Below are 26,046 nucleotides of genomic sequence, written 5' to 3' on the forward strand. Positions count from 1 at the left end.
AAAAACTTTTTATAACGTATTTTTACTATTTAAGCGGTTAAATATTTACACCGTTAGTGCCAGGCCTTAAAATTTAGGAATTCCTCTAGGCTGGTCTATTCTTCTTAAAATTTTCAGCCTGTTCAAAGATTTCTTCATAGACCTCGTCTCGTTCCACCGGGGGATAACCGTGCTCATCGAGTAATAGGATAAGCCCGACTTTTAAAGCAGATTTAATGTCGTTTCTTTTGCTCCAGTCCGGGAATTTTGCCTGTTCATCCACCAAATCCTTTACTGCTTTCGAAAGCTCGATAAGCTTATCTTCCGGATATTGAAAGTCATACTTTATACATAGTTCTTTTAAAATGTCGTAGAAAGCTTTTTCCTCAAAATCAATTCCCAGCATTTCCCCGGCCGAAAACTCTTTTTGTACCTGCCAAATAAGATCGGTAAGCTGTTCCGCCATTTCTTCATAAACTTCACTGCGTAACACATCTCCTTTTCGTTCATTGTACCTGGAGACCAGGCCCTCCATTTTTCTGGAAAAATCAACTCCTTTTACCTTGTTCACCTTCTTTATCTCATCAATGGCCCTGGCCAGTAATTGCTGTAAAAGTTTGATTTTTGTATTAGGCAGTTTGATCTTATCGATCTTTGCCAGATAATCTTCATCAAAAATGTCCTGCTGGCTATTGGTTTGGTCACCCATTTTAAAGATCTCCTCTACGCCTTCACTAGCCAAGGCATTTTTGATCATTTCCCTTACTTTGGCGTTCATTTGGGCGGTATCCGGTGCGTTCCCTTTTGTAAGCTTAAAGACTATAGACTTTACAGCTAAATAAAAATGAGTATAATCCCGTTCTTCCTGAGTTAACTTTTCACTTCCAGCGCAAATATCATAGGCGGCTTTCAGGCGTTTTACCAAATTCATAAAGCGCGTTTCCAACTCTTTGGTTTGTTGTACGTATTCAACGGCTTTGTTTAGGTTGTTAAACTGGCTCAAAGGGTCGCCCCGGAAATAATCGGTGCTGTCAAATTTGTGGAAAATCCTTCCCAATAAATCCAGGTGGTCCCTTACTATTTTCAGGGACTTTGCAATATCTTCAAAATTTTGCCGCTCCCCCTTATTATACTTGGCAAGTGCTAAATTCATTTGTTTTTTAATGCCAATATAATCTACTACCAGTCCTTTGTTTTTACCCTGGAACTTCCGGTTTACCCGGGAAATCGTCTGGATTAGGTTATGCTGCTGGATGGGCTTATCGATATAGATGCTATCTAAAAACGGAACATCGAAACCGGTGAGCCACATATCGACTACAATGGCAATTTTAAAATTCGATTTCTCATTTTTAAACTGACGATCCAGCTCTTTCCGGTACTCTTTTGTACCTAAAAGATCATACATTTCTTTGGGATCGTCTTTTCCTCTAGTCATGATCATTTTTATGCGCTCAATAGGCTTAAGCTGCTTCCTGTCTTTTTCGGTTAATTCGGCACCTTCTTCTGCTTTTCTGATCTTTGCCCACTCCGGCCTTAGTTCGATGATGTTCTTATAAAGCTCGTAAGCTATCTCCCGGCTACTACTTACAAAAATTGCTTTTCCTTTTACGGTAGCGCCTTCCTTCAGCCTTTTCTCATAATGCTGGATAAAATCTTCTGCTATGGCCTGTAAACGATCGGGATCACCCAGAATTGCGTTCATGTTGGCCGACTGCTTTTTGCTCTCTTCCACTTGGTACTCATTGGCACCTTCTTCCTCAGCTACTCTATAATAATCTTCAATTTTTTGCAATTCCCGGTTTTCCAGGGCCACTCTGGCCGATCTTCCTTCATAGACTATGCGAACGGTAATCTCGTCTTTTACAGATTCCGTCATAGTGTATTCATCTACTACTTTTCCAAAAACATTTAAAGTAGCGTCGATTGGCGTTCCGGTAAAACCTACAAAAGTAGCATTAGGTAAAGAATCGTGAAGGTACTTGGCAAAGCCGAAAGTTTTCTGAACCCCTTTTTCGGTAATCTTTATTTTCTGGTCAAGATTGGTCTGGCTCCGGTGAGCCTCATCAGATATACAAATTACGTTGCTTCTATTGGTAAGCAATTCTGTGTCTTCCGTAAACTTGTGAATGGTGGTAAGGAATACGCCGCCGCTTTCCCTTCCTCTTATGCGTTTCCGAAGATCTACACGACTTTCCACACTGGCGATAGCATCATCGCCAATAAATGATTTTGCATTGGTAAACTGTCCTGCAAGTTGATCATCCAGATCAGTTCGATCTGTAATTAGAATAATAGTGGGACTTTCAAAGTGGTCGCTTTTCATTAAAAGCCTTGTCAGAAAAAGCATGGTAAAACTTTTACCGGAACCGGTGGCTCCAAAATAGGTGCCTCCTTTTCCGTTTCCGGCCGGTTTTTGAGCTTTCTGAATATTTTCAAATAGAGCCCGCGCCGCATAATATTGAGGATAACGGCATACTATTTTTTCATCCTTTTTGGAGCTGTCCGGTAAATAAATAAAGTTTTTAATGATGTCCCGAAGCCTGTTTTGATGCAACATCCCCTGGATAAGGATGAACATGCTATCAATGCCATCAACCTCTTTTACCAGCCCTGCGATTCTGCGCCAGGCATAGAAGAATTCATAAGGGGCAAAAAAGGAACCTGCTTTGGTATTTACGCCATCGCTGATCACGCAAAACGCGTTATACTTAAAAAGTTCGGGTATATCCCTTTGGTAACGAACGGTTAATTGTTTGTAAGCATCATAAATTGTGGTGTTTTCCTGAATGGCGGTTTTAAATTCGAAAACAACCACCGGAATTCCGTTGATATAAAGTATCCCGTCAGGAATACGTTTTTGGGTTCCGGTAATTTCCAGCTGGTTGACGAATTTATAAGTGTTGCGGTTCTCTACTGAATAATCAATTAAATAGATCCAGATATCTTTTTGGGAACGGTCTTCCCGCTTTAGCGAAAAACCATCAGAAAGCATTTGCATAAATCCTTTATTGCTTTCATAAAGGTCTGAAGCCGGAAGGGTTTTGAGCCTGAGAATGATGGATTCTACTTCATTTTTGGTGATCCCGTTTTCCCGGTACCTTGACATCAGAAATTCCCGAAGGTCACTTTCAATAAGAACTTCATCTTCCTTTCGGGATATGCTGCCTCCTAACTGATGCTGATAACCTTCCTGTTCCAGCTGTGTGGCAAAAACGCTTTCCAGTTGTGCTTCGGTAAACTTTTTACTCATTCCTGGTTTATTGCAATTTTTTCTGTGCTATACGTTCGCGCGCTGCGACCATCGCAGTATTTATTTTTATTCCGGTTTTTTTATTAGATGTTCCAAAGCTATTCCCGTAGCGCTTTTTCAATTGTGACGACACTGTTGTCACAATGTTTTTGCCATAATCTGCCCGTACATATTGCAGTATTTCTTTATTTATACGTTTACCTACTTCCCAAAACACTAAAGTCATGGTACTGTTTACCTGTACCGCGATTTGATGTTTTCCCTGTTCTATAAGCTGGCTTAACTCCTTTACCAGGTTATTATGTAGGCCGTTTTTCATGTTGTATTTAATCTTGTGCTATGGGAAAGCGTATCAAAAATTACTTTGCTAATCCTTTTTCACCTTATTCTTAATCTTCTTTCCAGATTTCCGGAAAGTTTTCGTTTATATTCTATACGGTTGGTTTCGGGCATCATTTATTTTCTAAATGTTGTAACTTGGATATGGTCTTTTTTTTCTTTGATTTTAGATATTTTATCTTCTTGTTTTAAATATTGAAAAAAACTGAGCAAAAGGGCAGAGTTTTTAAAGTACGGCATAGGACCTTTTGCATTTAATTGCTTATAATCTCCCCCTAACGAATTCAAAAACGGTTTTATAAATTCCTTATCAAAGGAAGTAAGATTGTTCATAAAAAGCTCAATTTTCTCATTAGTCTTTAAAGCAGATTTTAATAGAATTGAAGAAATATTTGAATCAGACAATTTTAGTTCTTTGTGTTTTAAGGCCATTTTTCCTATTAAAGAAAGTGCCTTCTGATCCGAAATAGCGTTATCAGCTTCGAATTTTTCTATTAATTTTATTTTATGAGAATCAGATAACATAGAATTTTCCAGGATTTCCGCCAAATCTGATTCTGATAGAACTATTTCTGAAAATATTTTAAAAAACTCTGAAATATTCAGGATAATAAAGATGAGATGTGTGGGAGAAAAACTTGATCTTAGTTTGGTATGATTTTCTTGATTAAATGATAATTTTAGCTCATTTACTAATCCTTCTACTTTTTTAAACGATAAATCTTCAAAGTTTAAATCTTTGAATGCTAGCGGTACTGTTTTTAGATAAGAGTTGTACAATTCATCTTGAATCTTATTGTTTAACAAGAAATCACGTCTAAAACTTACTAATTCCTTATCTGTTGGTATAGATTCTTTTACTAGGACTTCAGCAATTTTTGGATTATTTAAATAACCAGTTAGTGTTTCCGAAAATTTATTTTCATTTTCTTGATAGTTGAAAATAACATTTTTCCAGGTTGGTTCTATCTTTAAATTCTTAAGCAAAAAATCACTCAATTCCTTAGAATCTTCTAATTCAGAAATAGAAGGCAACAGAGTTTCAGTTTGAGATATTATATCTTCTTTGCTAGTTTTTTTGATGTTTGAATTGTTTAGTAGCTTAAGTAGATATTCCTGTTTTTCATTGAAGTTATCTTTGAGTTTTAAATATACCGAACTGATATACTTCTCTATGTTCTTTTCTATATACTCAATTAATTTATCACAGCCAGACGAATGAATGGCTGCATAATTACTCCGATTAAAATCATCCTCCCTATATTCTCCAAATTCCTTGATCATTCTTTTCAACATGTATGTATTGATCGCATAGTTATTCATAGAATATATATATTCCTTTATTTCCTCAGAGGATTCATCCAAATTTAAGGATGTAAATTTCAGGTCAAATTGGTCGATGATTTGGATCTGTTTCTTTGGATCATTGACTATTGATAAAAAATCTGCCTTTTGGTTTAAAACTGCCTCTAATTGGGAGGTAGAAGCTATTTTTTCTATATCTTCAATTTCTGCGTTGTTAAGAAGGAGAGAGAGATAATTTGATTTATCATCCTCTGAAAGCGAGCTATCTTCTTCAATAAACTTCCAAATGTCTATCCAACTTTTACATAAAGCTTTTATGAACAATCCGGAATTTTTACCTTCTTTGATATAAGAGTAAATAAATTTGACAGAATCATTTGATTCGTTTGACAGCTGCTTCAAAAATAATTCCTTTTTCAAGGGAAATTTTTTACTCTTTAAAAACTGGTCTAGAAGACTATAATTTAAAACAAATCTCCTTTCAAATTCTGATTCACTTATTTTTTTGATAACATTTTCTACTTCATCCAGCTTATAATCAAATTTACTATCCATTTCATTCCTTACATTCATCAAAAACCAGTGATCTCTTTCAGTAATACTTCCCGGATAGAAATAGGAAATATAATTAAGATAATCTTCAGCTATATAGCCATTACGAATTAATAAAATTATTAACTGTTCCTGTTTGGAGGGCTCTGAAGACAATGCAATTTTTTTGTCCTTTAAAAGATATTTTATCTTTGCATTTTTTATTCTTCTATTTTCTTCTTCATTCTTCTTTAATTTATCTCTAATATCTTTTACCCTCCCGGTATTTTTGCTTTCAATTTCAGTTTTTCTTTCCAAGTAAGACTTTTCCGGATCAAGACGAGATTCTACATCAGAAAATTTAAAGTTGAACGGTCTGGTATATTGACTTTCTCGATAGCTTATAGATCCACTTTTTAATTTTTCAAAATTTTCCTCTTCAAGCATTTGCTGAACAGTATAATTTTTATTTTGAATTTTAAAATACATGAGATTTGGAACCTTTTGTATGTATTCAAAAAGATAAATGCGTTTTAATTCCTCTAAATTTCTAGGTAAAGATTCTTCTAGCGTTTTTAATTCTATTTTTAAGCTAGAATTGTCTTCTTCAATCTTTTCTATTGCACTATTCACCCAATCCAACTTATTCTCTACAAGGTTTTTATAAAGAATGCCTTGATTTTTTCCTAGCATAACAAAATCTTCAGGATAAATATTTTTATAAACGATTATTGCAAAAAGTTTATTCTGATATTTTTCACCTTTAAATTTTTGAAAGTAAATATGGAATTCGTTTACAATATTATACAGAAGCCGCATATCATCTACATAAAATGCGACCTGATCTATCAATTCTGTGGATAAAGAATAATCAAATTTTTCTAATGCCCGGGTTAATTGTTCATTGGAATTAGAGTAGTTGATAACTGGTATAACGGGGATTATAAAATCGAAAAATTTAGTCCGGTCTTTGTCCTTAAACATTTCATCGCGAATAGCATAAATAAATGTTACGGTACGATTAATCGATTTTGAATTATTAATTAGAAGGTTTATTTCTCTAAGCTTGGTGAAAATTTCTGTTTGCTCAAAACGGTCCAGATCTTCAATGATTACAACATTATAATCTGTTACCTCAAAAAAATACAAAATTTCATCCAGATGATTATTCAGGATAGATTTGTCTATTTTATCAGCTAAATGGATTTCAAGATTCTGAAAATTTAATTTACTAATCGTAAGTTTTTGAGAAAATCCTACCACAGCACGTAGGAAGTAAAATGAAAGAACTAAACCTCCAATAGCCAATAAGCCCTGTACAATATATGCGAACCATAATTTTGGTTCTGGCAAATTAATTAGGGTTCTAAGGAAATGGAAATTAAAAAAAGTGTATAATACAAAGATAAGTCCGAATACTAACCAAGTAGTTTCCTGAACTTCCTTGGGATTCAAACTTCTTATTTTCTTGAACCTGGAATCAGGTATATTATCATATTCTTCGTGATAAAAGATTTGTTGAAGAATGCTTAATTCTACTAATCGAAGCTGATCATTTTTTGAAAGTTTGTCACTATTTATGTTTTCACTTCTTAAATGTGCATATTTATCAGTGTCATTCCTTTTCTCTTCTTTAAAAGTCGCCAATGAAACATTTAAAAATTTTAAACTTTCATTTTTATTGGTTTTCTGAAAAGTTTTTAAAATGCTGCTTTTGCCGGAACCATAGGTTCCAGATAGCGCGATATTTTTTATATCTTTTTCTTTCCGATTAGACAGAGCCCATTCTAAAGAATCACAGTAAAATTTATGCTTTTCTGGATCACTAACTGGAGAAAGGGAGTTAAAAGGGATATTTTGTTTCTTATCCTTAATTTCCTGATTCTTTTGTAAATTTTCACTCATAGGCAAGAGATATTTTTTCTTGTTTTACCCTTGCAATTCTGGAAAGCAGAAGATTTTGAAGTTGATTTAAATATCTAATTTGCAAATTTTTATCATCTATTGAATTTTGCAATGGAGTGACTTTTGAATTAAAATTTTCTGTTAGATTGTTTTGGTTTCCAGGCATTGGAAATTTCATCCTTTTAATGTCTGTTATCGGCAATTGTGGCTGAGCAGATCCAGATAAATGATTTATAATAAGATCTTTCATTTCCGCACTTTTCATTTTTGTATATAAAAAGAATGAAATCCTGGGATTTCTTAAAATCACCATTCCCGAATTAATCCTGACATTTTCAAAATCTAATTTATCATTGTAGTAACCTATATTCCCAACCGTACCTCTAGTGGTCATTACGACATCTTTTCTTTTTAATTTTCCTTTTCGCAGTAATTCATCCTTTTCTTTAGTCACAAAACTATTATTACTAAAATCAAAACCTGATTTTGTTACATTTCCGGCATTTAGAAATAGGCAATAACCATCATTTGAGAATTCTTCTTTTTTGGGGTAATTTTTCCCTCTATCTCCATCTTCGATGTCACAAATTTCATCAATGCTACCAGCGATCCACCCTTCTGGAATTTCCTTATCCAACTCTTCATTATAAACCATTTCTCCACCGGAAGATTTATAAGGCTTACCTTTTTTATTAGGAAATTCAAAATCAACAAACCAATGTTTATAAAGGGCCTGGGCAGTTTCTTCCAGCTTCTGGTTTATTTCTTCATTTAATTTTATACGGTTTTTAACCACATTATATTCCTTTACAATTTCCCGCTGTTTTTCTATGGAAGGAACGGGAAGTTCAAAAGCTAAAAAATCTTCCCATTCCAAGCTCCCCCTAACACCTCCAACTGCGTGAAATGTTGCTTGTCTGTCAAATTCAGAACGGGAAAACCACATCATTAGATATTGGGGGAGTAAAACCTCCGTATCTATTATTTCAAACACAGGATAAGCTTGAGAAATAATGGCTTCTTCAATATCTTCAAGTAATGCCACGGGCATTTTACCATCTCTCCTAACCTGCATAATACTACAGGCAAATTGATTTTCACGAATAATTTTATAGTTGCGCATATTTGTTCCTACCGTATTGGCCACGGAAGGAATAAACTCTTTGGATATGCTTAGGCCTAAAAGTGTAGTGACTTTTAACTCCTTATTACGTTCATCAACCAATTGTATATAATCGCCTATAGGCCTATAGTTTGATGGCATACCCCAGCTCTTTAAAAACGTCCAACAATTCTTTTTTAGATTGCTCTTCCTGTTGTAGTAAGTCTGTAAGTTCGGTTTGTAAACCTGCCATCTTGGTATCAAAATCGATGTTTTCATCCCGGTTTACAAATTCAATATATTTGCTGGGCACCAGGGAGAAATCTTTCTTTTCAATATTGGCTTTAGTGGCACTGTAGCAATATTCCGGGATATCTTTATAATCCGTGTCTTCCTGTTGCCAATCGTGGTAAGTCCTGGCAATATCTTTAATTTGCGTTCCACTAAACTGGATAAATTTCTTTTCAAATGGCTCTCCAATTTGCCGCAAATCCATAAACAACACCTCCTCTTCCCGATTGCGGTAGTGGCGGACTTCGTCTCCAATGGAACGGGTATGGGCAGTTTTATTTTTATTCAGGATCCAAACAGTTACGCTTATATTCGTGGTATAAAACATATTTTGTGGCAGGATAATAATGGCTTCCACCAGGTTATTCTCCACTAGTTTTTTCCGTATTTTATATTCCTCACCACCACCCGAAAGCGATCCGTTAGCCAGAATAAATCCGGCAACCCCATCATCTGATAATTTGGAAACCATATTTAAGATCCAACCATAGTTCGCATTACTTTTTGGAGGCACTTCATAGCCCTGCCAGCGAGGATCATCGATTAATTCCTGTGGTCCGCGCCAGTCTTTTTGATTAAATGGCGGGTTGGCCATAATATAATCTGCTTTCAGATCCTTATGCTGGTCGTTGCTAAACGTATCGGCAGCTTTATCCCCCAGGTTTGCCGATATTCCCCGAATGGCCAGGTTCATTTTGGCCAGTTTGTAAGTAGTATTTGTGTATTCCTGGCCGTAAATGGAAATTTCCCGTTTGCTGCCGTGGTGGCTTTCTATAAACTTGATAGACTGCACAAACATACCACCAGAGCCACAAGCCGGGTCATAAATAATCCCTTTATAGGGTTCGATCATTTCGGCAATAAGGTTTACAATACTTTTTGGCGTGTAAAACTCTCCCTTTCCTTTTCCTTCCGCCAAGGCGAATTTGGATAAGAAATATTCATATACACGCCCCACAATATCCTGGGATTTGTCTTTTTGGGTATCGATTTTATTAATGGTGTCCAACAGGGAAGCCAGCTTACTTTTATCCAGTCCCAAACGGGAAAAATAATTATCCGGCAATGCACCTTTTAAAGAAGGATTGTTCTTTTCTATCCGGTTTAAGGCAGTATCAATCTTCAAGGCAATATCGTCCTGTTTTGCATTTTTAATAAGATAATTCCACCGGGAAGTCTCAGCTAAGAAAAAGACATTCTTCATATTGTAGAAGTCTTTCATCTCGAGGTACTTTTCTTTGCCTTCGGCAATAAGCTCCTCGCGGCGGACCTCAAATTTGTCACTAGCAAATTTCAGGAAGATAAGCCCGAGTACTACGTGCTTGTATTCTGAAGGTTCAATGGAGCCACGAAGTTTATTGGCAGCATCCCACAGACTTTCCTCAATCGATTTTTCTTTGCTCGTTTTCTTTTTGGCCATTATTAAAATTCGGGTCTTACAAGTAAATATTTCAATAGCTTCATGAAGTAGGGTAAGAAGCCGCAGCAATTTAGGAAAAATCTTTCTAATGTTAAAGGATTCTAAAGATTGAGCAGATTCTTGCCTGAATTGCCGGTCATTGCTTGGTCGGCACACTATCGCAAGTTGGCGGAGTAGGGAAGCGGATTTGCCGACTTACCGTTTTTGTTTCCTGGTTTTCTAAATTACGCTTTTTCGACAACACCCGTCTTTATTTGCGATGAACCGACTTGTTGTGCAACGTATTTTTACTATAAATCTAAAATACCGAAAGCTTCTGTGTGAGGTACATCAATGGAAATAATCGAAAATTTTGGAGTCACCCTTCTTTTTAATAGTGCGAGAGTGTTTTTTGATCGCACATCAGACGTCACAAAATGGGATATTGTTTTATCTAAATCGGCTTGCGCAAATAACTTTGAATCGTTTGGAATTATAGCCCTAGGAGTTAATTTTTCAGTTTCAATTTTATTTTCACTAAAAATGATTTTGGCAAATTCGCCAGTTCTTTCTCCTTCTTTTAAATTGAATGGAATAATTTGAAGGTCTTTTAAGGGTAAATCTTCTAATTTGCCTAAAACGCAATATTCTGCAACTGAAATTGTTGAAATTTTCAAGGTTACATCGTTCTCCAAGAAATATTTGTAATAACCTACTGCATTTCTATGAAGGGGATCTTCGTCATTTAGTAATCGAATAAAAAAACTAGTGTCTAATAAAACGCTATGCTTCATAACCTCCCCGCATATTTAACAACCAATCATCTGCATTTATTCCTCTCCAATTATTTTTTGCTTTATTAATTAATGTATTCAGATAATCGTTATCAAATTTTGGATTGTAATCTATTAATTCTAGTAATTTCAAAGATTTTGTGTCAATTTCTCCAGTTTCCACATTCTGTTTTCCAGATGCTCTAACACCGAATTTTTTATATAAAAGGTTTTCTTCTCTTTCTTTCAAAAATTCTTCTCCAGTTTCTATTGATAAGTAACCGTAATCTTTTGTATCTAGATGTATGTTAGCCTTACTTTTTCCTCCTGCATCTTTTAAAACACCATAGAAATAAAATTCTGCATCCGACCAGATATTTTCTGTACGAAAGAATTTTGTGGAGGGATTAATCTTTAATTCATAGTCCTTTTCTAAAGAAGTCTTAATTTGAAATTCATAATTCTTTTGACGAGACATTTTTTGAATTTCCTCTAAGGCCCTTGCAGTTTTTAATTCTAAAAAATCAATATTGTTTTGCGCTTGAACTTGAGAAAGTAAAGCACTAAATCCAATAACCGCTTGAATAGAAGTTTTAAAAATGTGGCGAACCGATCCTTCTTCTATATCATAGGTAATAATCGGTCTATCTTTTTTATTATTTGGATACAACAAATCCTCGACATTTTGCAAAATGGATGCAATCTGCTTAATATCATAGTTGTCTGGACTTAATTCAAGATTTCCAGACTTTCCTACGACTCTAATTTCTATGTCACCAATTTTTTCCACAAATCAAAAATACAATTATTTTATATTGAAGTTGAATTTTCATTAAATATGTTGCACAACTCCCCACCTAAAATACCCTTTTAATTAAAAAAAATACCAGGATAAACCCAGTTTTACTAAATATAAAACCTTAAAATAATAGAAGAATACGGAAAACCGTAAAGAAAAGAGTTGTGAGTATAGTTAGAGAATAAGCAATCAGTTGGAACTATAGACTTTTCAATTTGAAGTTGAGGTATACCAGAATTATTTCTACAAAAACAATTAGACCAGTTAGTGAAGCTTATTTTTTCGAAATTGAATAATTATTTCCCCAATTTCTTGAAAAAATTATGAAGGGTAATTCCTTGACCATCACAAATTTTTTCGAGAGTTTCCACCGGAATACGATATTCTGCTTTTCCTCTAATTTTTCTTATGATTCCTTCTTCTACGTTACATTTATCAGCGAAAGAACGTTGCGATCGTTTCTGATCAAGCCATGGCTTTATCCACTCCCTATTTATAAAATCACAAATAATAAAATTTATACCAGCCATATAACAAAAGAAGAGGAACTTTGAAAAATAATTGCGCACGATCGTACGCACTTAAAAATTTTTATATATATTTGAGTGATATTATATTTGCGTTTACTTCTAAAAATATAGAAGCATACGCTTTGAATCTCGTATAGGAAAACTGGCGTTTTAATATTACCACGGGATGATAAGTGATCATGCTCACGCTCATAAAACGGCGTGGGCTCACTTATTTGTGGTAAAGGTACCGCCAGTACCTCCTATACAATAAGTTGAGTTCCACGTCTATTTTTTAGTTCGAACTACGTCATTTCTCTTCTTAATTTTCAAAGTGATTTTCTACAATTTTTTAAGTCTCGCAACACCAAAACAACTGTTTTGGTTATCTAAAAGTATGTCTAATCTTAGGCTTGTTGCGGGACAGGCCAAAATTTTTACAATCCCGTGGGTGCTGTGATACCCTATTTTTTTTACAGCGTGGGTTGGGAAAAGCCTTAAAAGGGCTTGGGAACATTAGTAATAGGTTTGCAGTTTCGGCTATAGGGAGCCGGGATACCCTTGCTCCTCCATCGAGAGTAAAGGGACTATTTGAATTAAGCTCAAAGCCTTCCCTGAAGATTGGCGTCTGGAGGGGAAGGCCTAAGCTTAAGTAAAACAATGTTTCACTTAAAATCACACGTAAAATTATGAAAAATAATTACTCGCGCCTTAAATGGGTGGCGCTAATTATTATAGGCGGGATACTCTTCTTCCTTGCTAGTGCTGCTAATGCGGCAACCACTGCCCCACTGCCCTTGCAACAGCAAGAAATTTCAGGTGTAGTACAAGATCAAAACGGGATTCCTATACCTGGGGTGACCGTTACAGTTAAAAATACCAACAGAGGAACAATAACTAACCTGGATGGCGAGTACAACATCACTGCTCCTGCCAATGGCATTTTGGTCTTTTCCTATATAGGATATAAAACTGTAGAAATCCTGGTAGATAACAACGAAGAAATTAGCATTCAATTAGAGGAGGATGTTTCTGCCCTTGGCGAAGTAAAAATTAATGCTGGTTACTATAATACTACCAGGCGCGAGAGTACAGGTAATATTTCCAGGGTAACGGCCGAGGAAATAGAAAACCAGCCGGTGGTGAGCCCTATTCAGGCATTGCAGGGAAGAATGGCAGGTGTTGAGATAATTTCTGGAGGAGCAAATCCTGGGGGCGCTCCCACCATTAGGATACGGGGAACGAACAGTTTACGAAGCGAAGGAAACTATCCGCTTTACATTATAGATGGGGTTCCCGTAAGTTCTGTTCCTGTTGAGAGCAATTCGGTTTTATCGAATTCCGGTATAGATCCGTTAAATAATTTGAATCCTGCAAACATAGAAAGTGTTGAAGTTTTGAAGGATGCAGATGCAACAGCAATTTACGGTTCACGGGGGGCAAACGGGGTGGTATTAATTACCACTAAGAATGGCAGCAACCGAGGGCTGGAAGCGCGTATTTATACCGGTAGTTCTTCTATAGCAGAGAAGCTTGATTTATTGAATACCCCGCAGTATTTGCAGGTACGGCGGGAGGCTTTCCAGAATGATGGTGTGGAGCCAGATAATTTCAATGCCTACGATCTGGTCTTATGGGATCAGGAAAGATATACAGACTGGCAGGAATTTTTTTTTGGCGGTCAGGCCGAAGTGACCAATGCTAGCCTGGCAATTTCAGGTGGGGAAGGCAATACCACGTACCGCATAGGAGGTTCTGTATTCTCACAGGGAACGATATACCCGGGAGATTATGATTATCGCAAAGGTACCAGTAACCTAGCCCTAAATCACCTATCAAAAGATAACCTGTTTGAGGTAAAACTCCATGTGAATTACGGAATTGACCAAAACAATTTAACAGGTACAAACGGCCTTAACCCTGCCAACATCTTGTTACCTCCAAATGCTCCATCAGTTTTTAATGATGATGGAAGTCTTAATTGGGAGGACTGGAGTGAGGCCGGGCTATCTAATCCGATGGAGGGATATTTCAACACGACCTCTACCCAAACCAGGAACCTGAACGCTAACCTGGTACTTTCTTATGAAATAGTATCAGGTTTACGCTTGAAATCCAGTTTTGGCTATGCTAATTTTACCAGTGACGAATTATGGAAACTACCCATTCGATCATATGCCCCGGCATCCAACCCGGTTAACAGGTCGTCTCATCTTTCAACTAATAGAAAATCATGGATTATTGAGCCGCAATTGACCTATGATCAAAACTTCGGAAAACTGGAAACACATTTTTTAATTGGAGGAACCTTGCAAAAAAATGGATCTGACCGAAGTTCTTTCCAGGGGCAGGGCTATGCTTCGGAATCATTAATAGGAGATTTAGGTTCAGCGGAGAGTATAATCAATGCTAGCAGTGGTCAGGCTGAATATAAGTATGTCGCCCTTTTTTCCAGAATCGGTCTAAATTGGGATCAAAAGTATTTTTTAAACCTTACCGGTCGCAGGGATGGCTCCTCCCGGTTTGGTACTAATAACCGGTTTGCCAGTTTCGGGGCAATAGGCGCTGCCTGGATTCTTTCTGAAGAGTCTTTTTTTGGAAAGGTAGATAGCTTTCTATCTTTTGCAAAGCTACGAGGTAGCTATGGAAGCACGGGGAACGACCAAATAGGAGATTATGGTTATCTGGATGCCTACCAGGCAACCGTAGGTCCCGGAGGCCTTTATCCTGTCGCACTGGCCAATCCTGACTATTCCTGGGAAGTCAATAAAAAACTGGAACTGGCCACAGAGCTCGGATTCTTGAAAGATAAGTTGAATATTGGAGTAAGTTGGTATCGTAACCGATCCTCCAACCAGCTGGTTGGGTATTCGCTACCTTACATCGCTGGATTCAATTCCGTACAGGCTAACCTGCCGGCCACGGTTCAAAATAAAGGTCTGGAGATTGAACTCGCAACTATCAATTTCAGTAATGACAGGTTTAGCTGGAGAACAAATCTGAATCTTAGTTTTCCGGAAAATAAATTACTACGATATCCGGATATCGATCAATCCTCTTATTCAAATACTTACCGCGTAGGTGAGCCCCTAAATATTGCACTATTATATGATTATACTGGCCTGGATCCTGAAACAGGTTTGTATACGGTAAGGGATGTAAATGACGACGGAAACCTGAGTTTTGAAGATCAGATTATTACTAAAAATCTGAATAGAGAGTTCTTTGGCGGCCTGAGCAATTCTTTACGTTATGGAAATTTCAATCTCGAATTTCTTTTACAATACGTGAAACAGGAAGGAAGGCTATCCGAATTCCAGGCCGGAACGAACAGCAATGTTCTTGATGTGGCTTTGGGTAATGAAGATTTTCAGAGATATTCTGCGTCCTACGAAGCATCAATTGCTTTTATAGATGCGGTAAACAGTGATTTTTCTTTTACTGACGCTTCTTTTCTACGCCTCAAAACACTTTCCATGGGCTATAATTTACCAATGAGATGGACAAAAAGACTGCATGCCGACCAGATCCGGTTATTTATTCATGGGCAAAACCTGCTAACATGGACGCCTTATGAAGGTCTAGATCCGGAACTACCTACCTCAGCAATATCTATGGGAAATCTTAGATCTGTTACAGCAGGACTACAGCTTAATTTTTAACACATTATCATGAAAAAATATTCTTATACATACCAGTTCATTATTTTATTAGTGGCTTGCCTATTTTACTCCTGTGAAGAGATGGTAGATCTCGATCCTCCTGCAAACCAATTGGTAAGGCAAGAGGTATTCAAAAGCGAGGCCACGGTGGAAAGTGCCATGACAGGAATCTATTACCAATTATTTCAGTTGGAATATTCTAATGGGGGAAGAAGCAGTATCACCACTATGGCAGGCTTATCAGCGGATAATATTCAAACCATTAGTACAGGAAATGTTTCCAGGATGCAATTCCAGGAACATGAAATTGATCCCGATAATATAGAAAATCTAAGTATCTGGTCCAGTGCCTACAATATGATTTATGCCGTGAACTCTTTTCTGGAAGGTTTGCAAAATGCGGATAATCTGGAACAGTCATTCAAAAATCAAATGGAAGGTCAGGCGAGGTTTGTCCGTGCATTTACTTATTTCTACCTGACTAATCTTTACGGGGATGTTCCGCTTATACTGAAGACAGATTATCGCGAGAACCAATTGGCTTCAAGAACTTCCCAAATTGACATTTATGATCAGATTCTCGCCGATTTAATAATGGCCGAAGAACAGGTTCCTGAAGAATATTGGAATACCGAGAGAACAAGTATCAATAAACAAGTGGTTAGGGCCTTTCTGTCTCGTGTTTACCTATATTCCGAGAACTGGCAGGAAGCTGAAAAATTTAGCAGTCTGGTGATAAATGATACTGGCAACTACGGATTATTAGAGGACTTAGACGAGGTTTTTCTGGCCAATAGTGCTGAGGCAATCTGGCAAATTTCTCCGATAGGAGCTGGGGGTTTGTCGACACAAACTAACGAAGGGAATTTTCAAATCATTGATCCAATCTTTTCATTTTTTGCGGCTATTAAATTGGAGGAACCATTCATAGCTGAATTTGATTCCATCGATAAAAGGTTTCAAAACTGGGTGGGGTATAACGAAGCACTGGATGCTCATTACGTGCATAAATATAAAGTGCGCCTTAGCAACCAATTCCCAATAGAAGAATATTCTATGGTTCTTCGGCTAGGCGAACAATACCTCATTCGTGCGGAATCACGTTTGGAGCAGGGTGATTTAGCTGGTGCTTTGCAGGATGTTGATGAGATCCGATTAAGATCAGGACTGCAACCATTTGCGGAAATTAAACCCGAAATATCAGAGATGGAGCTTTTTGAAGAAATCTTATTACAACGAAGAAAGGAACTTTTTTCGGAATGGAGTCATCGTTGGTTTGATCTAAAGCGAACCGGCCAGGCTGGACAGGTTCTAGGGGAAGATCCATCATGGAATACAACTGATTTGCTTTATCCAATACCGGAATCCGAGAGAAAAAAGAATCCGAATCTGACACAAAATGAAGGGTACTAAAATGAAAAATTATATATTTCTTTCAATACTTTTCTTAGTACTAGGAAACCAGCTGTTCGCTCAGCAAGTTAAAGCTTTGACTGAAAAAAATCTTGATACGACTGTAAGATATGGCAAATTGAAAAACGGGTTTACTTATTATATAAAGAAAAACGAGGTTCCTCCCGGACAAATTCAAATGCTATTAGCAGTGAAGGCGGGTTATTATCAACAAAAACAAAATCAGAAAGAATATGCTCATCTTCTTGAGCATATTGGCGCCGTTCATACGGTAAAATATCCGCAACTTCTAAAGGTTGCTGATTCTGCCAGTCTTATTCTTGCGGCCAGAACCGGTTATGATTTTACAGAGTACCAACTTACATTTTCTTCAGACCGCCCGGAAAAATTGAACCTTGCTTTGGAATTTCTATATGAATGGTCGGGGAATATGATAATAAGAGAGAATGATGTAGCGGTGGAAAGCGGTTCGGTGATCGGCGAAGGCCGATCTAAGTCTTATTATAGAGATTGGTATCTAGATACGATTTCCAATATCGTCCTATCAAATACGAATTTTGGGCTACAGGATAAAGCAGGCTCAGAAGCTAGTATGAGAAATGTGAATATTGAAGCTTTAAAAGAATTCCATAATAAATGGTATCGACCGGACCTAGAAGCTGCCATCATAGTTGGAGACATCAACCCCGACAGCCTCGAAAAGGTAATAATTAATCGTTTTAACGATTTAAAGTCCGGCTACGATTCGGAAAGCCCTGAGAGGTACAATGAGCAATTTAAAATTATCCTTCCTGGTAAAAACCAGTACCAGTCGCTTAAAGATTCCATTAATGAGTCATCCAGGATAGTAATTACCAGTAAGCGTAAAAATGATGAAAAGTTCGTGCGTTCGCGAGAAGATCTGCGAAAAATGTTGCTGCAAAAGCTAACTAGCATGATGTATGATAAAATCGGAAAAAAATTAAAAGATCAATACGATCCTCCGTTTGAAAACTATACTAGCTCTTTTAGTAGCAATTCTTTAGCGAACGGTCAACTACAGATAAATTATTGGATGGTGGATACTGATAATGATTTAGATATCAAGTCAAATATGATGCAATTATTTACAGCGGATGAATTAGTGAAAGGGACTATTGATAAAGAAATGTTAGAAAAGTCAAAACAAGTTTTATATGATGATCTCGTAACAAAAAATTCAGAATCAAGGGATATATCTATCAGTTTACTGAATCATTTTGTTTTAGGAAATAGAGCAGTTATTGGCGAAAGATACGAGAGGGAGTTAAGACAGGTATTGGAGGATATTGGAATATCGGAGATCAAGAATTACATCAATACCGGTTGGCAACTTTCTGAAAATACCGATTATACCTTTATTAATATTCCGGTTTCATCCATACCAAAGCATCAGAATGTGATGAAATGGTATCAGGAAGCGAAAGTAAAAGCCCGAAAAAAATCCAAATTAATTTTCCGGGAAATTGACACTATTTCAAACGTTTTTCAACCTTTAAAAAATGTTGATCTATCCATGGTAAAGGAAAATGAAATTGGAGTAAGCTCATTAATATTGCCAAATGGAATAAAGCTGATCTTTAAGCCTTCAGAACCCTGGATGGAACGCTATAAGAATCAAGTTTCAATCTACGGATACAAAGAAGTTCCAATTTCTATTAGAAATAAAAAAGAATATATAACTGCGACTACAGCACCTGATTTGATGTTCTACGGAGATGTTGAAGATTACTCAAAATTTGAATTAAAGCAGTTCATGCTGGATCATCAGATGAGATTGAATTATTATCATATTCAAAATCAGTTTATTATTGACGGAGTTTTTCAAAAAAACGATATACAGTCTTTTTTTAATGTATTACATCGCTATTTGCTCAATCCTAAATACAATCAACAGGCATTTGAAAATTGGAAAGAAGATCAAATATTGAAGTTCAGCCAAACCTTAGATCATAATCTGATGATTCGTGAAACGGTTGAAAGGACATTATTTACCAAGGTCCCGCAAATAAGTAAAAAAGATATTGCCGCCCTCACATTTCAAGATTATTATGAAGGCTATAATAAATTTACAAATTTATATGGCTACACCTTTATTATCACCGGAGATTTTAACTCAGAAGAATTAATACCAGAGGTTCAAAATTACCTGTCTGAATTTCCAACGGTTATAGAGAATAATATGTTCCAGAATCAATTCACCTATAATTTTAAGACCATTTCAGAAACGGTTGAATACGAAGATGTCAATAATGCCGTAGTCGAACTATACTTCCCGGTGCAAATAGATTATAGTTCTAAAACACAGGTAGTGCTGGATCTTTTATGGAAAAGGTTAGACGAGGCGATTTTTGACCGCTTAAGAAGTGGCTCCTATATGCCTCATGCCTATGGTAAGTGGATGGATTTTGAAAAAGGGATCTATGCTTTTATTATAAGTTTTGATAGTGACCTTGGAAATCAGGACAAAATGATTAAATCGGCTGTTGAAGAATTTAAACAACTCCGTGATAAAGGAGTTGCCCCAACCTGGTTGGAGACAGCCATTCCGTTGAGAATAGATAGGTACGAACCAAGGCTGGATAGGTTCTACCTTGTAAATTTTTGGCCGGATTTTCTAAAAAGATATGAGAACAGTGAAAGAAGTGCTACAGAAGAAGTTTTACAGTATTCCTCCTTACTAAAACATTTCATCGATTTGGAAGATGTCAACGAGGCCGCAAAAAAATACCTGTCTCTGGATAAACGACAGGAAATAATAATAATACCCAAGAATAAATAGAATTCTTTTATAACAAGTATCCCGGACAAATCCGGGATACTTAAATTAAATGATTATGGATTAATCAATTTTGGTGGTCTGGTAGGGCTCTCTTTGAGTGTATTGACATTCATTTCATCATACACATCATAAGCCTGTCCATTCTCACTGAATTTCACCTGGCAATGATATTGTCCACCTGAACAATCCTGTTCAGCAATTGGTTGCCAGTTCCCACTAATCAAGACATAATCGTTGACCAGGGTCGCCGGCTCATTGTCGGTTTCACCTCCTACATTTGTAAAGGACATGCCTAAAACAACAAGAAGCGCCATTGCTGGAATTAAAAATAGCTTTTTCATAATATAAAGATTAAAAATATACCTACTCTTTGAAGGATTTTCGGCTTCTCCTACTTTCTGCGCAAAAAGATTTGTAACTTTTCTTTTATGGTGTAAATATTCCAGTACAATACTGAAATTTGAAAGTAGTATAAGCTTAAGGCTACTATCATTTACAATAGTAAATTTCATCAAATAACCTCAAAAAAAATGGTCGCTAAAGCCGAAAAACTATTCTGTTATAAAATGGACCAGGCATTTTCCATTCTATACTGCGAAGGCGTCTGACCATATTGAAGTTTGAAATTTTTAGAAAAATGTGAATGATCCTTAAAACCGCATTTCTGCATAATTATGGAAATAGGCAATTCCGTACTTCGAATTAAAAGGGCACCTTTTTCAAGTCTTTTTTTCATATGGAACCGGGGTATGGTAGTGCCATACATTTTCTTAAATCCTTCTTTGAGTTTAGTTTTGTTCGTACGGTGAATAAGTCCTAATTCCTTAAGGGATGGCAGTTCAGTATGCAGATTCCGGAGAATATAAAGACGTACTTGCTTTAGCAGTATTTTTGTTGCGGCACTCTCCTTCCTTCCTGATTTTGAAGACCTGGCTGGGTTACTATCTTTCTCGTCCTCCTCAATCCTATTTTCGAAACGAAAAGCGGTAATTACATATGAACAGTCTGAATTAATACCTGTCATCTTCTGAATAGTGCAGGGAGTCCTATATAGACTTTTATTTTCAGTTAGAAAGTCTAAAGTAATTAATCGCTGATAAGGTTTTCCATCATTTAATTCCAGTTCCTTTTTTAAAACAGTTACGGAATTATTGGAAAGAATTTCTGAAATTGGTCTATCAATTTTTTTCTCATCCCATTTCAGGATCTTGGGAGTTTGGGTAGTATATGAAGTTATATGGTAGCTATTATCCAGGAATATTGAAAAATGATATTCCGTATGTTCCTCCTGCTGCTGGGATTTAAAACAGGAATTATAAATTTCTTCGGACATCATATTTAGTAATACGCCAATAGTATCTAGTGGGTCTCGGCGACCTGACGGTTCCTGGCGAAACATAAAATTACCACAGGCAATCTCGATGATTTGTTGGTACAAAGAATTGAACCTCATTTTCTCCTCGTTGCTGATTTCCTTTTCCATAATTATTATTTTATTAATGGTTACTTTTATAGTCCTGCAAGAACGAAAGCGCCTTTTCCTTATTAGTAAATACCCGGGTAGGATAAGCCGGGTTATTTATTTTAATATACATCTGGGTGATTACCTCGGCGTGCTCATCTTTAACCAGGAGTGCGAGTGCCGTTGTCATATATGCACCTTCAATAGCCAAATAGTCCCTGGCTTGTTTTTGAGCAAGGGTGACAGCCCTTAGATCACAAAATATAGGATATGAATTTTCATTTTGCAGCTGTAATCGCTGGCTTACGATTTGTTTGGCCATACTCCTATTAATCTCATAAATTTCTTTATAGATAAAATAAAGGATCCCCTTGGAAATCCACATTTTTGCATAAGTACCATCCACAACCATCCCGTAATAATTTGGATATCACTAATATAAAACAAAATCCCAATACGTCTTACCAGAACATTTTTCTTGAATTATATATTATGTGATAAAGTTATTCTCATAAGTTTTAAAGCTATTTGAACGAAAAGCCGAATAACTGTTCTGAAAAGACTTTTTATTGTAACAGCCAGAATTGTAATAGATTTTTATCATAGCTTGAAAAGGAAATTTTCATATCAAAAGTTATGGCTAAAGTTAAACACAATAATTTCTTGGATACGGTTGATGAAGTAATCACCAATGCAACCAATGCTGGGGTAATCCATCTCCATGCAGAGGGCAATGAATTAAACGGGCGGCGTATAACCATTAACGGGAAACCTTCCTATCACTTCGGAACCACGGGTTACTTAGGACTTGAACAAGATAAAAGGTTAAAAAGAGCAGCAATAGATGCTATTGAAAAATACGGAACCCAGTTTCCACTATCCAAAACATATATTTCGCACCCGCTCTATGCTCCGCTGGAAGAAAAAATATTTGAAATGTACCAGCACCCCATACTCATTACTAAAAATAGTACACTTGGGCATTTAGCAGTCATTCCCACAGCTATAAGGGATGGTGATGCGGTGATCTTGGATCACCAGGTACATTGGAGTGTTCAAAGTGCCACGGAGGTTTTAAAATCAAAAGGAGTAACAGTAAGGATGATCAGGCATAGCAATATGGATATGCTGGAACATTATATCAAAGACTTAAGAAATAAGGCCAATAAAATTTGGTATATGGCAGACGGGGTTTATTCCATGTACGGGGATTTTGCCCCTTTACAGGACTTAATGGAGTTGTCCAAAAAGTACCCGCAATTACACCTCTATATAGATGATGTGCACGGAATGAGTTGGAAAGGAAAGCACGGTTCGGGTTATGTTATGTCTGTATTGAAAGAGCTTCCCCAGAATCTACTCTTAATCGGCACGTTGAGTAAAACTTTTGGGGCTAGTGGTGCAGTGCTAGTATGTCCTGATAAAAAATTGCATAAAAAAATTAAAAATTTCGGAGGACCCCTAACATTTTCAGCCCAATTGGAACCTGCTTCAGTTGCTGCTGCCACTGCTTCTGCGGAAATTCATCTCTCCCCTGAAATCTATGAGCTACAGTCAGGTTTAGCTGCTAAAATTGAATATTTTAATAAATTACTAGAGGCTTCAGATCTACCGCTGGTACATAAGAATACCTCCCCGGTATTTTATATTGGTACAGGGTTACCGGCTACAGGATATAATTTTGTACGCAAAATGATGAATGCCGGTTTTTTTGTTAATCTTGGTTTGTTTCCAGCAGTTCCGGTTAAAAATACCGGAGTTAGAATCACGATTTCTAGGCATAACGAATTGAAAGATATTCAGGCCCTAGTGGATGCGATGAATTATTACTTTCCCCTGGCTATGGAAGAAACCCATACTGATTTAACCAGGATTTACAAATCATTTGGAATTCAAACAACCGAAAAGAATAATCCTGTAACTACTCAAATGGAAGAGCTAAATCTGGAATATACCCAAACCATTCAACAAATAAATAAATCGGAATGGGATACCTGTTTTTTCGGAAAAGGTACATTTGATTGGGACGGTCTTGATTTTTTAGAGAAAGTGTTTACCAATAATAATTTAAAGGAGCATAATTGGGCCTTCCATTACATTACCATAAAAGACAAAATAGGGAAAATCATTTTGGCGGCACCCCTTACTAGTGCGCTTTTAAAAAATGATATGCTATCGGATGCAAAAACCTCGAAAGCCATTGAAGAAATACGTGAACAGGATCCCTATTATATGACCGATATGGTGCTATCCTTAGGATCAGTTTTTTCAGAGGGAGCCCATTTGTTTTTAGACGATGATCATCCTCTACATATTCAAGCCATGCGGTTATTTCTAGAGAAAATTGATGAAATAAAGTCTAACGTAGGGGCTAAACTCATCATTTTAAGGGATTTTGAAAAAACAAATACGTTGAACGCTTTTCTTCACAAGCAAGGTTTTATTTCCTTAGAAATGCCCGATTCCTGTGAAATTGCCAACCTCAATTGGCGAAATGAAGAACAACATATTTCCACGCTCAGTAAACGCTCCAGGAAACATTTTAAAAAGGACATTAAGGCATTTGAGAATTACTTTAACACCAGGATCGTAAGCTCCCCTACCCCAGCAGAAATTGACAAATATTACCAGTTATTTGAAGAGGTTTGGAATAACAATTTAGGAATTAACACTTTTAAATTTCCTAAAAAACTATTTTCTGAAATGGTTAAAAGTCCGAAGTGGGATTTTCTAACCTTATATCTTAAAGCAGATAATCACGACGCATCGGATAAGATCGTTGGCGTGATGTTTATAACGCGATCCGGGAAAACTTTCATACCCGCTTTTGTAGGCATGGATTATGAATATAATGAAAAATTCAATGTCTATCGCCAGCTTTTATTCCAGGCAATAAAAATAGCCGGGATTTTCAAATTCGAAAAAATTAATTTTGGCCTTAGCGCCAGTTTTGAAAAAAAGAAATTGGGAGCCACTTTAATACCTAAAATAGCCTATGTTCAAGCAGATGATAACTTCAGTCTTGAAGCTTTGGATTGGCTACAAAAAGATTAACACCCCCTTTGAAGCATATTTTTAAATATTTACCCTTTAAAAAGCCGTATTGAAAATAGCACAGCAAAGGCATTATTTGTTTTCATTAAATACAAGTCTCATGTTCGAGAAAACAATGTCTATATTCAGCGAAAATGTCGAAAGCTTAATTCAGTCAGATAAACCTGATTTGAAGAAAGCTGAAGATGGCATTAGTTTATGTATTAAAATTCTTTCCAAATTACAAAAGCAAGTAGATAAGGATGATTTTGAAGATACTCAAGCCGAAATAGAGTTTTTTAAAAATATAAAACCTTTCCCTATGAGCTATCTTATTTATTTTACCGAAGTCAGGACTTGTGAATTAAAGCTCCCAAAGGTCGGAAACTCTCATAAAGTTCGTTACTTGGAGAAAGAGATTAAAAAGATCAATAGATTTTTTTCTGAAAATAACAGTTTTGTCAACTATATGGAGCAAAACCACAATTACCTGGATCCACAATTTTTCAGTCGCAGTGGTAAGATGGATTTCTCCTTTAGCCCAACCATTAACTATTATCAAAATCCCGAATTTTCGACCAGTCACGATATGCTATGGTCAAAAGTACAGGCGCTTTACCGCTATATACATTATATTAGGGAGAAGTTGGAACTGATTCAACCGGGAAGTAGCGGAGATTTCCGAGAACGCCAACCAAACCTTCTACTATGGTCAGGCTCTAAAACTTCTTTAGTAGAAGTAATCTATAGTTTATACTTAAAAGGGGATATCAACCACGGGACTGCAGATCTAAAAACGCTTATTTCTGCCTTTGAGGATTTTTTTAATATTAAGCTCGATAATTATCATAAGACATATAGTGAGATGAGAGCCAGAAAAGATCCAAGAGCCAAATACCTATACCAGATCGCTGTTAACCTAGAAGCAAAAATGCGACGGGATGATGAAAAGTGAATTTTTCGTAGTAAGTCGTAACTACGAAAATCAGCTCTCCATAATTTTTACAAAGAATTTCTACCTCTTCCCTCCTACCTGAACAGCAAATTATATCAATTTTCATCGTTTTCTATTAAACGTTAATTTTTTTCGTACTACGAAAAACCTAGGGAATAATTTCCTGAAAACAATTTCAATTTTATAGAACAGTTATAAACCAGGTCAGGAACAAACAAATGAAATGTTCCGAGCCATAAAATTTGTTCTATTATGCCAACATCAATTATTACTACGGACGATCTTCAGGATTTCAAAATGGAGTTACTCGAAGACATTAAACAACTGCTGAACCAGCAGAAATCAGGTAAAATAAAAAAATACCTGAAATCTGCAGAAGTAATGGATTATTTACAAATAAGTCCGGGAACACTTCAGAACCTACGAATAAATGGCACGCTACCCTTCACTAAGATTGGCGGTATTATCTATTACGATGCAGCGGAAATCCAGAAAGTCATGGAAGAGAACCGTGTACATCATTTAGAATATTAAGC

Annotated in this window: 16 protein-coding genes; 6 read left to right on the forward strand and 10 right to left on the reverse strand. The window is 36.5% G+C overall.

Annotated elements, in window-relative coordinates; all coding sequences use genetic code 11:
- Positions 1 to 85: 85 nt before the first annotated feature.
- The 7 genes from J0871_RS12730 to J0871_RS12760 all read right to left on the reverse strand — a co-directional run bounded on the left by J0871_RS12730 (position 86) and on the right by J0871_RS12760 (position 11,667).
- A complete protein-coding gene (locus tag J0871_RS12730) occupies positions 86 to 3,232 on the reverse strand; it encodes a type I restriction endonuclease subunit R (RefSeq protein ID WP_208225738.1) in 3,147 nt (1,048 codons plus the stop codon).
- A 7-nt stretch (positions 3,233 to 3,239) separates the two neighbouring features.
- Positions 3,240 to 3,551 (reverse strand): DUF1016 N-terminal domain-containing protein, encoded by a 312-nt coding sequence (locus tag J0871_RS12735; protein WP_034892306.1) that lies wholly within the window; start codon positions 3,549 to 3,551, stop codon positions 3,240 to 3,242.
- A 137-nt stretch (positions 3,552 to 3,688) separates the two neighbouring features.
- The gene (locus J0871_RS12740) at positions 3,689 to 7,312 is read right to left on the reverse strand and encodes a hypothetical protein (RefSeq protein WP_208225739.1); all 3,624 of its coding nucleotides are present in this window, start codon (positions 7,310 to 7,312) and stop codon (positions 3,689 to 3,691) included.
- The gene (locus J0871_RS12745; RefSeq protein ID WP_208225740.1) at positions 7,305 to 8,576 is read right to left on the reverse strand and encodes a restriction endonuclease subunit S; all 1,272 of its coding nucleotides are present in this window, start codon (positions 8,574 to 8,576) and stop codon (positions 7,305 to 7,307) included. Before J0871_RS12745 ends, J0871_RS12740 begins: the two co-directional genes overlap by 8 nt.
- Positions 8,560 to 10,125, reverse strand: a complete 1,566-nt coding sequence (locus tag J0871_RS12750) for a class I SAM-dependent DNA methyltransferase (RefSeq protein WP_208225741.1) — start codon at positions 10,123 to 10,125, stop codon at positions 8,560 to 8,562. The genes J0871_RS12745 and J0871_RS12750 overlap by 17 nt, the downstream gene beginning before the upstream one ends.
- A gap of 290 nt (positions 10,126 to 10,415) precedes the next feature.
- A complete protein-coding gene (locus tag J0871_RS12755; protein ID WP_034892294.1) occupies positions 10,416 to 10,898 on the reverse strand; it encodes a hypothetical protein in 483 nt (160 codons plus the stop codon).
- Positions 10,888 to 11,667, reverse strand: coding sequence for a hypothetical protein (locus J0871_RS12760; protein ID WP_034892291.1), 780 nt, complete (start codon positions 11,665 to 11,667; stop codon positions 10,888 to 10,890). The genes J0871_RS12755 and J0871_RS12760 overlap by 11 nt, the downstream gene beginning before the upstream one ends.
- A gap of 1,207 nt (positions 11,668 to 12,874) precedes the next feature.
- Between J0871_RS12760 and J0871_RS12765 the strand changes: the two genes are divergently transcribed.
- Genes J0871_RS12765 through J0871_RS12775 form a run of 3 tightly spaced genes read left to right on the forward strand, consistent with a single transcriptional unit; the run spans position 12,875 to position 20,060 of the window.
- Entirely contained in the window at positions 12,875 to 15,847 is a 2,973-nt protein-coding gene (locus J0871_RS12765) for a SusC/RagA family TonB-linked outer membrane protein (RefSeq protein WP_208225742.1), read from the forward strand.
- A 51-nt stretch (positions 15,848 to 15,898) separates the two neighbouring features.
- On the forward strand, positions 15,899 to 17,260 hold the full coding sequence (locus J0871_RS12770; protein ID WP_346014346.1) for a RagB/SusD family nutrient uptake outer membrane protein: 1,362 nt from the start codon (positions 15,899 to 15,901) through the stop codon (positions 17,258 to 17,260).
- 1 nt (position 17,261) lies between these two features.
- Positions 17,262 to 20,060 carry an insulinase family protein gene (locus tag J0871_RS12775; protein ID WP_166636601.1) on the forward strand — a complete coding sequence of 933 codons (2,799 nt, stop codon included), beginning with the start codon at positions 17,262 to 17,264 and terminating at the stop codon, positions 20,058 to 20,060.
- A gap of 53 nt (positions 20,061 to 20,113) precedes the next feature.
- Here J0871_RS12775 and J0871_RS17330 read toward each other — a convergent pair whose 3' ends face one another.
- The 3 genes from J0871_RS17330 to J0871_RS12790 are packed head-to-tail and all read right to left on the reverse strand — an operon-like array spanning position 20,114 to position 21,934.
- Positions 20,114 to 20,572, reverse strand: coding sequence for a DUF6520 family protein (locus J0871_RS17330; protein WP_243729703.1), 459 nt, complete (start codon positions 20,570 to 20,572; stop codon positions 20,114 to 20,116).
- Between the two features lie 47 nt (positions 20,573 to 20,619).
- Positions 20,620 to 21,543 (reverse strand): AraC family transcriptional regulator, encoded by a 924-nt coding sequence (locus J0871_RS12785; RefSeq protein WP_133549773.1) that lies wholly within the window; start codon positions 21,541 to 21,543, stop codon positions 20,620 to 20,622.
- Between the two features lie 13 nt (positions 21,544 to 21,556).
- Positions 21,557 to 21,934 carry a hypothetical protein gene (locus J0871_RS12790; protein WP_133549771.1) on the reverse strand — a complete coding sequence of 126 codons (378 nt, stop codon included), beginning with the start codon at positions 21,932 to 21,934 and terminating at the stop codon, positions 21,557 to 21,559.
- Between the two features lie 224 nt (positions 21,935 to 22,158).
- On the opposite strand from J0871_RS12790, the gene J0871_RS12795 reads away from it, so the two are divergent.
- From J0871_RS12795 to J0871_RS12805, 3 genes are all read left to right on the forward strand, one after another.
- Complete coding sequence (locus J0871_RS12795; protein WP_208225744.1) at positions 22,159 to 24,576, forward strand: bifunctional aminotransferase class I/II-fold pyridoxal phosphate-dependent enzyme/GNAT family N-acetyltransferase; 2,418 nt, start codon at positions 22,159 to 22,161, stop codon at positions 24,574 to 24,576.
- A 100-nt stretch (positions 24,577 to 24,676) separates the two neighbouring features.
- Entirely contained in the window at positions 24,677 to 25,510 is an 834-nt protein-coding gene (locus J0871_RS12800; RefSeq protein ID WP_208225745.1) for an RteC domain-containing protein, read from the forward strand.
- Positions 25,511 to 25,762: 252 nt separating this feature from the next.
- On the forward strand, positions 25,763 to 26,044 hold the full coding sequence (locus tag J0871_RS12805; RefSeq protein WP_208225746.1) for a helix-turn-helix domain-containing protein: 282 nt from the start codon (positions 25,763 to 25,765) through the stop codon (positions 26,042 to 26,044).
- The last annotated feature ends 2 nt before the right edge of the window (positions 26,045 to 26,046 follow it).

Origin of the sequence: Salegentibacter sp. BDJ18 (assembly GCF_017579965.1) — a bacterium.
Classification (GTDB): Bacteria; Bacteroidota; Bacteroidia; order Flavobacteriales; family Flavobacteriaceae; genus Salegentibacter.

Excerpts from the sequence above, each read along its gene's own strand:
- J0871_RS12745 (WP_208225740.1), bottom strand. The coding sequence starts at position 8,576 with ATGCCATCAAACTATAGGCCTATAGGCGATTATATACAATTGGTTGAT.
- J0871_RS17330 (WP_243729703.1), bottom strand. The coding sequence starts at position 20,572 with ATGAAATTTACTATTGTAAATGATAGTAGCCTTAAGCTTATACTACTT.
- J0871_RS12775 (WP_166636601.1), top strand. The coding sequence starts at position 17,262 with ATGAAAAATTATATATTTCTTTCAATACTTTTCTTAGTACTAGGAAAC.
- J0871_RS12755 (WP_034892294.1), bottom strand. The coding sequence starts at position 10,898 with ATGAAGCATAGCGTTTTATTAGACACTAGTTTTTTTATTCGATTACTA.
- J0871_RS12795 (WP_208225744.1), top strand. The coding sequence starts at position 22,159 with ATGGCTAAAGTTAAACACAATAATTTCTTGGATACGGTTGATGAAGTA.
- J0871_RS12740 (WP_208225739.1), bottom strand. The coding sequence starts at position 7,312 with ATGAGTGAAAATTTACAAAAGAATCAGGAAATTAAGGATAAGAAACAA.
- J0871_RS12765 (WP_208225742.1), top strand. The coding sequence starts at position 12,875 with ATGAAAAATAATTACTCGCGCCTTAAATGGGTGGCGCTAATTATTATA.
- J0871_RS12800 (WP_208225745.1), top strand. The coding sequence starts at position 24,677 with ATGTTCGAGAAAACAATGTCTATATTCAGCGAAAATGTCGAAAGCTTA.
- J0871_RS12785 (WP_133549773.1), bottom strand. The coding sequence starts at position 21,543 with ATGGAAAAGGAAATCAGCAACGAGGAGAAAATGAGGTTCAATTCTTTG.
- J0871_RS12790 (WP_133549771.1), bottom strand. The coding sequence starts at position 21,934 with ATGGTTGTGGATGGTACTTATGCAAAAATGTGGATTTCCAAGGGGATC.
- J0871_RS12730 (WP_208225738.1), bottom strand. The coding sequence starts at position 3,232 with ATGAGTAAAAAGTTTACCGAAGCACAACTGGAAAGCGTTTTTGCCACA.
- J0871_RS12735 (WP_034892306.1), bottom strand. The coding sequence starts at position 3,551 with ATGAAAAACGGCCTACATAATAACCTGGTAAAGGAGTTAAGCCAGCTT.
- J0871_RS12805 (WP_208225746.1), top strand. The coding sequence starts at position 25,763 with ATGCCAACATCAATTATTACTACGGACGATCTTCAGGATTTCAAAATG.
- J0871_RS12750 (WP_208225741.1), bottom strand. The coding sequence starts at position 10,125 with ATGGCCAAAAAGAAAACGAGCAAAGAAAAATCGATTGAGGAAAGTCTG.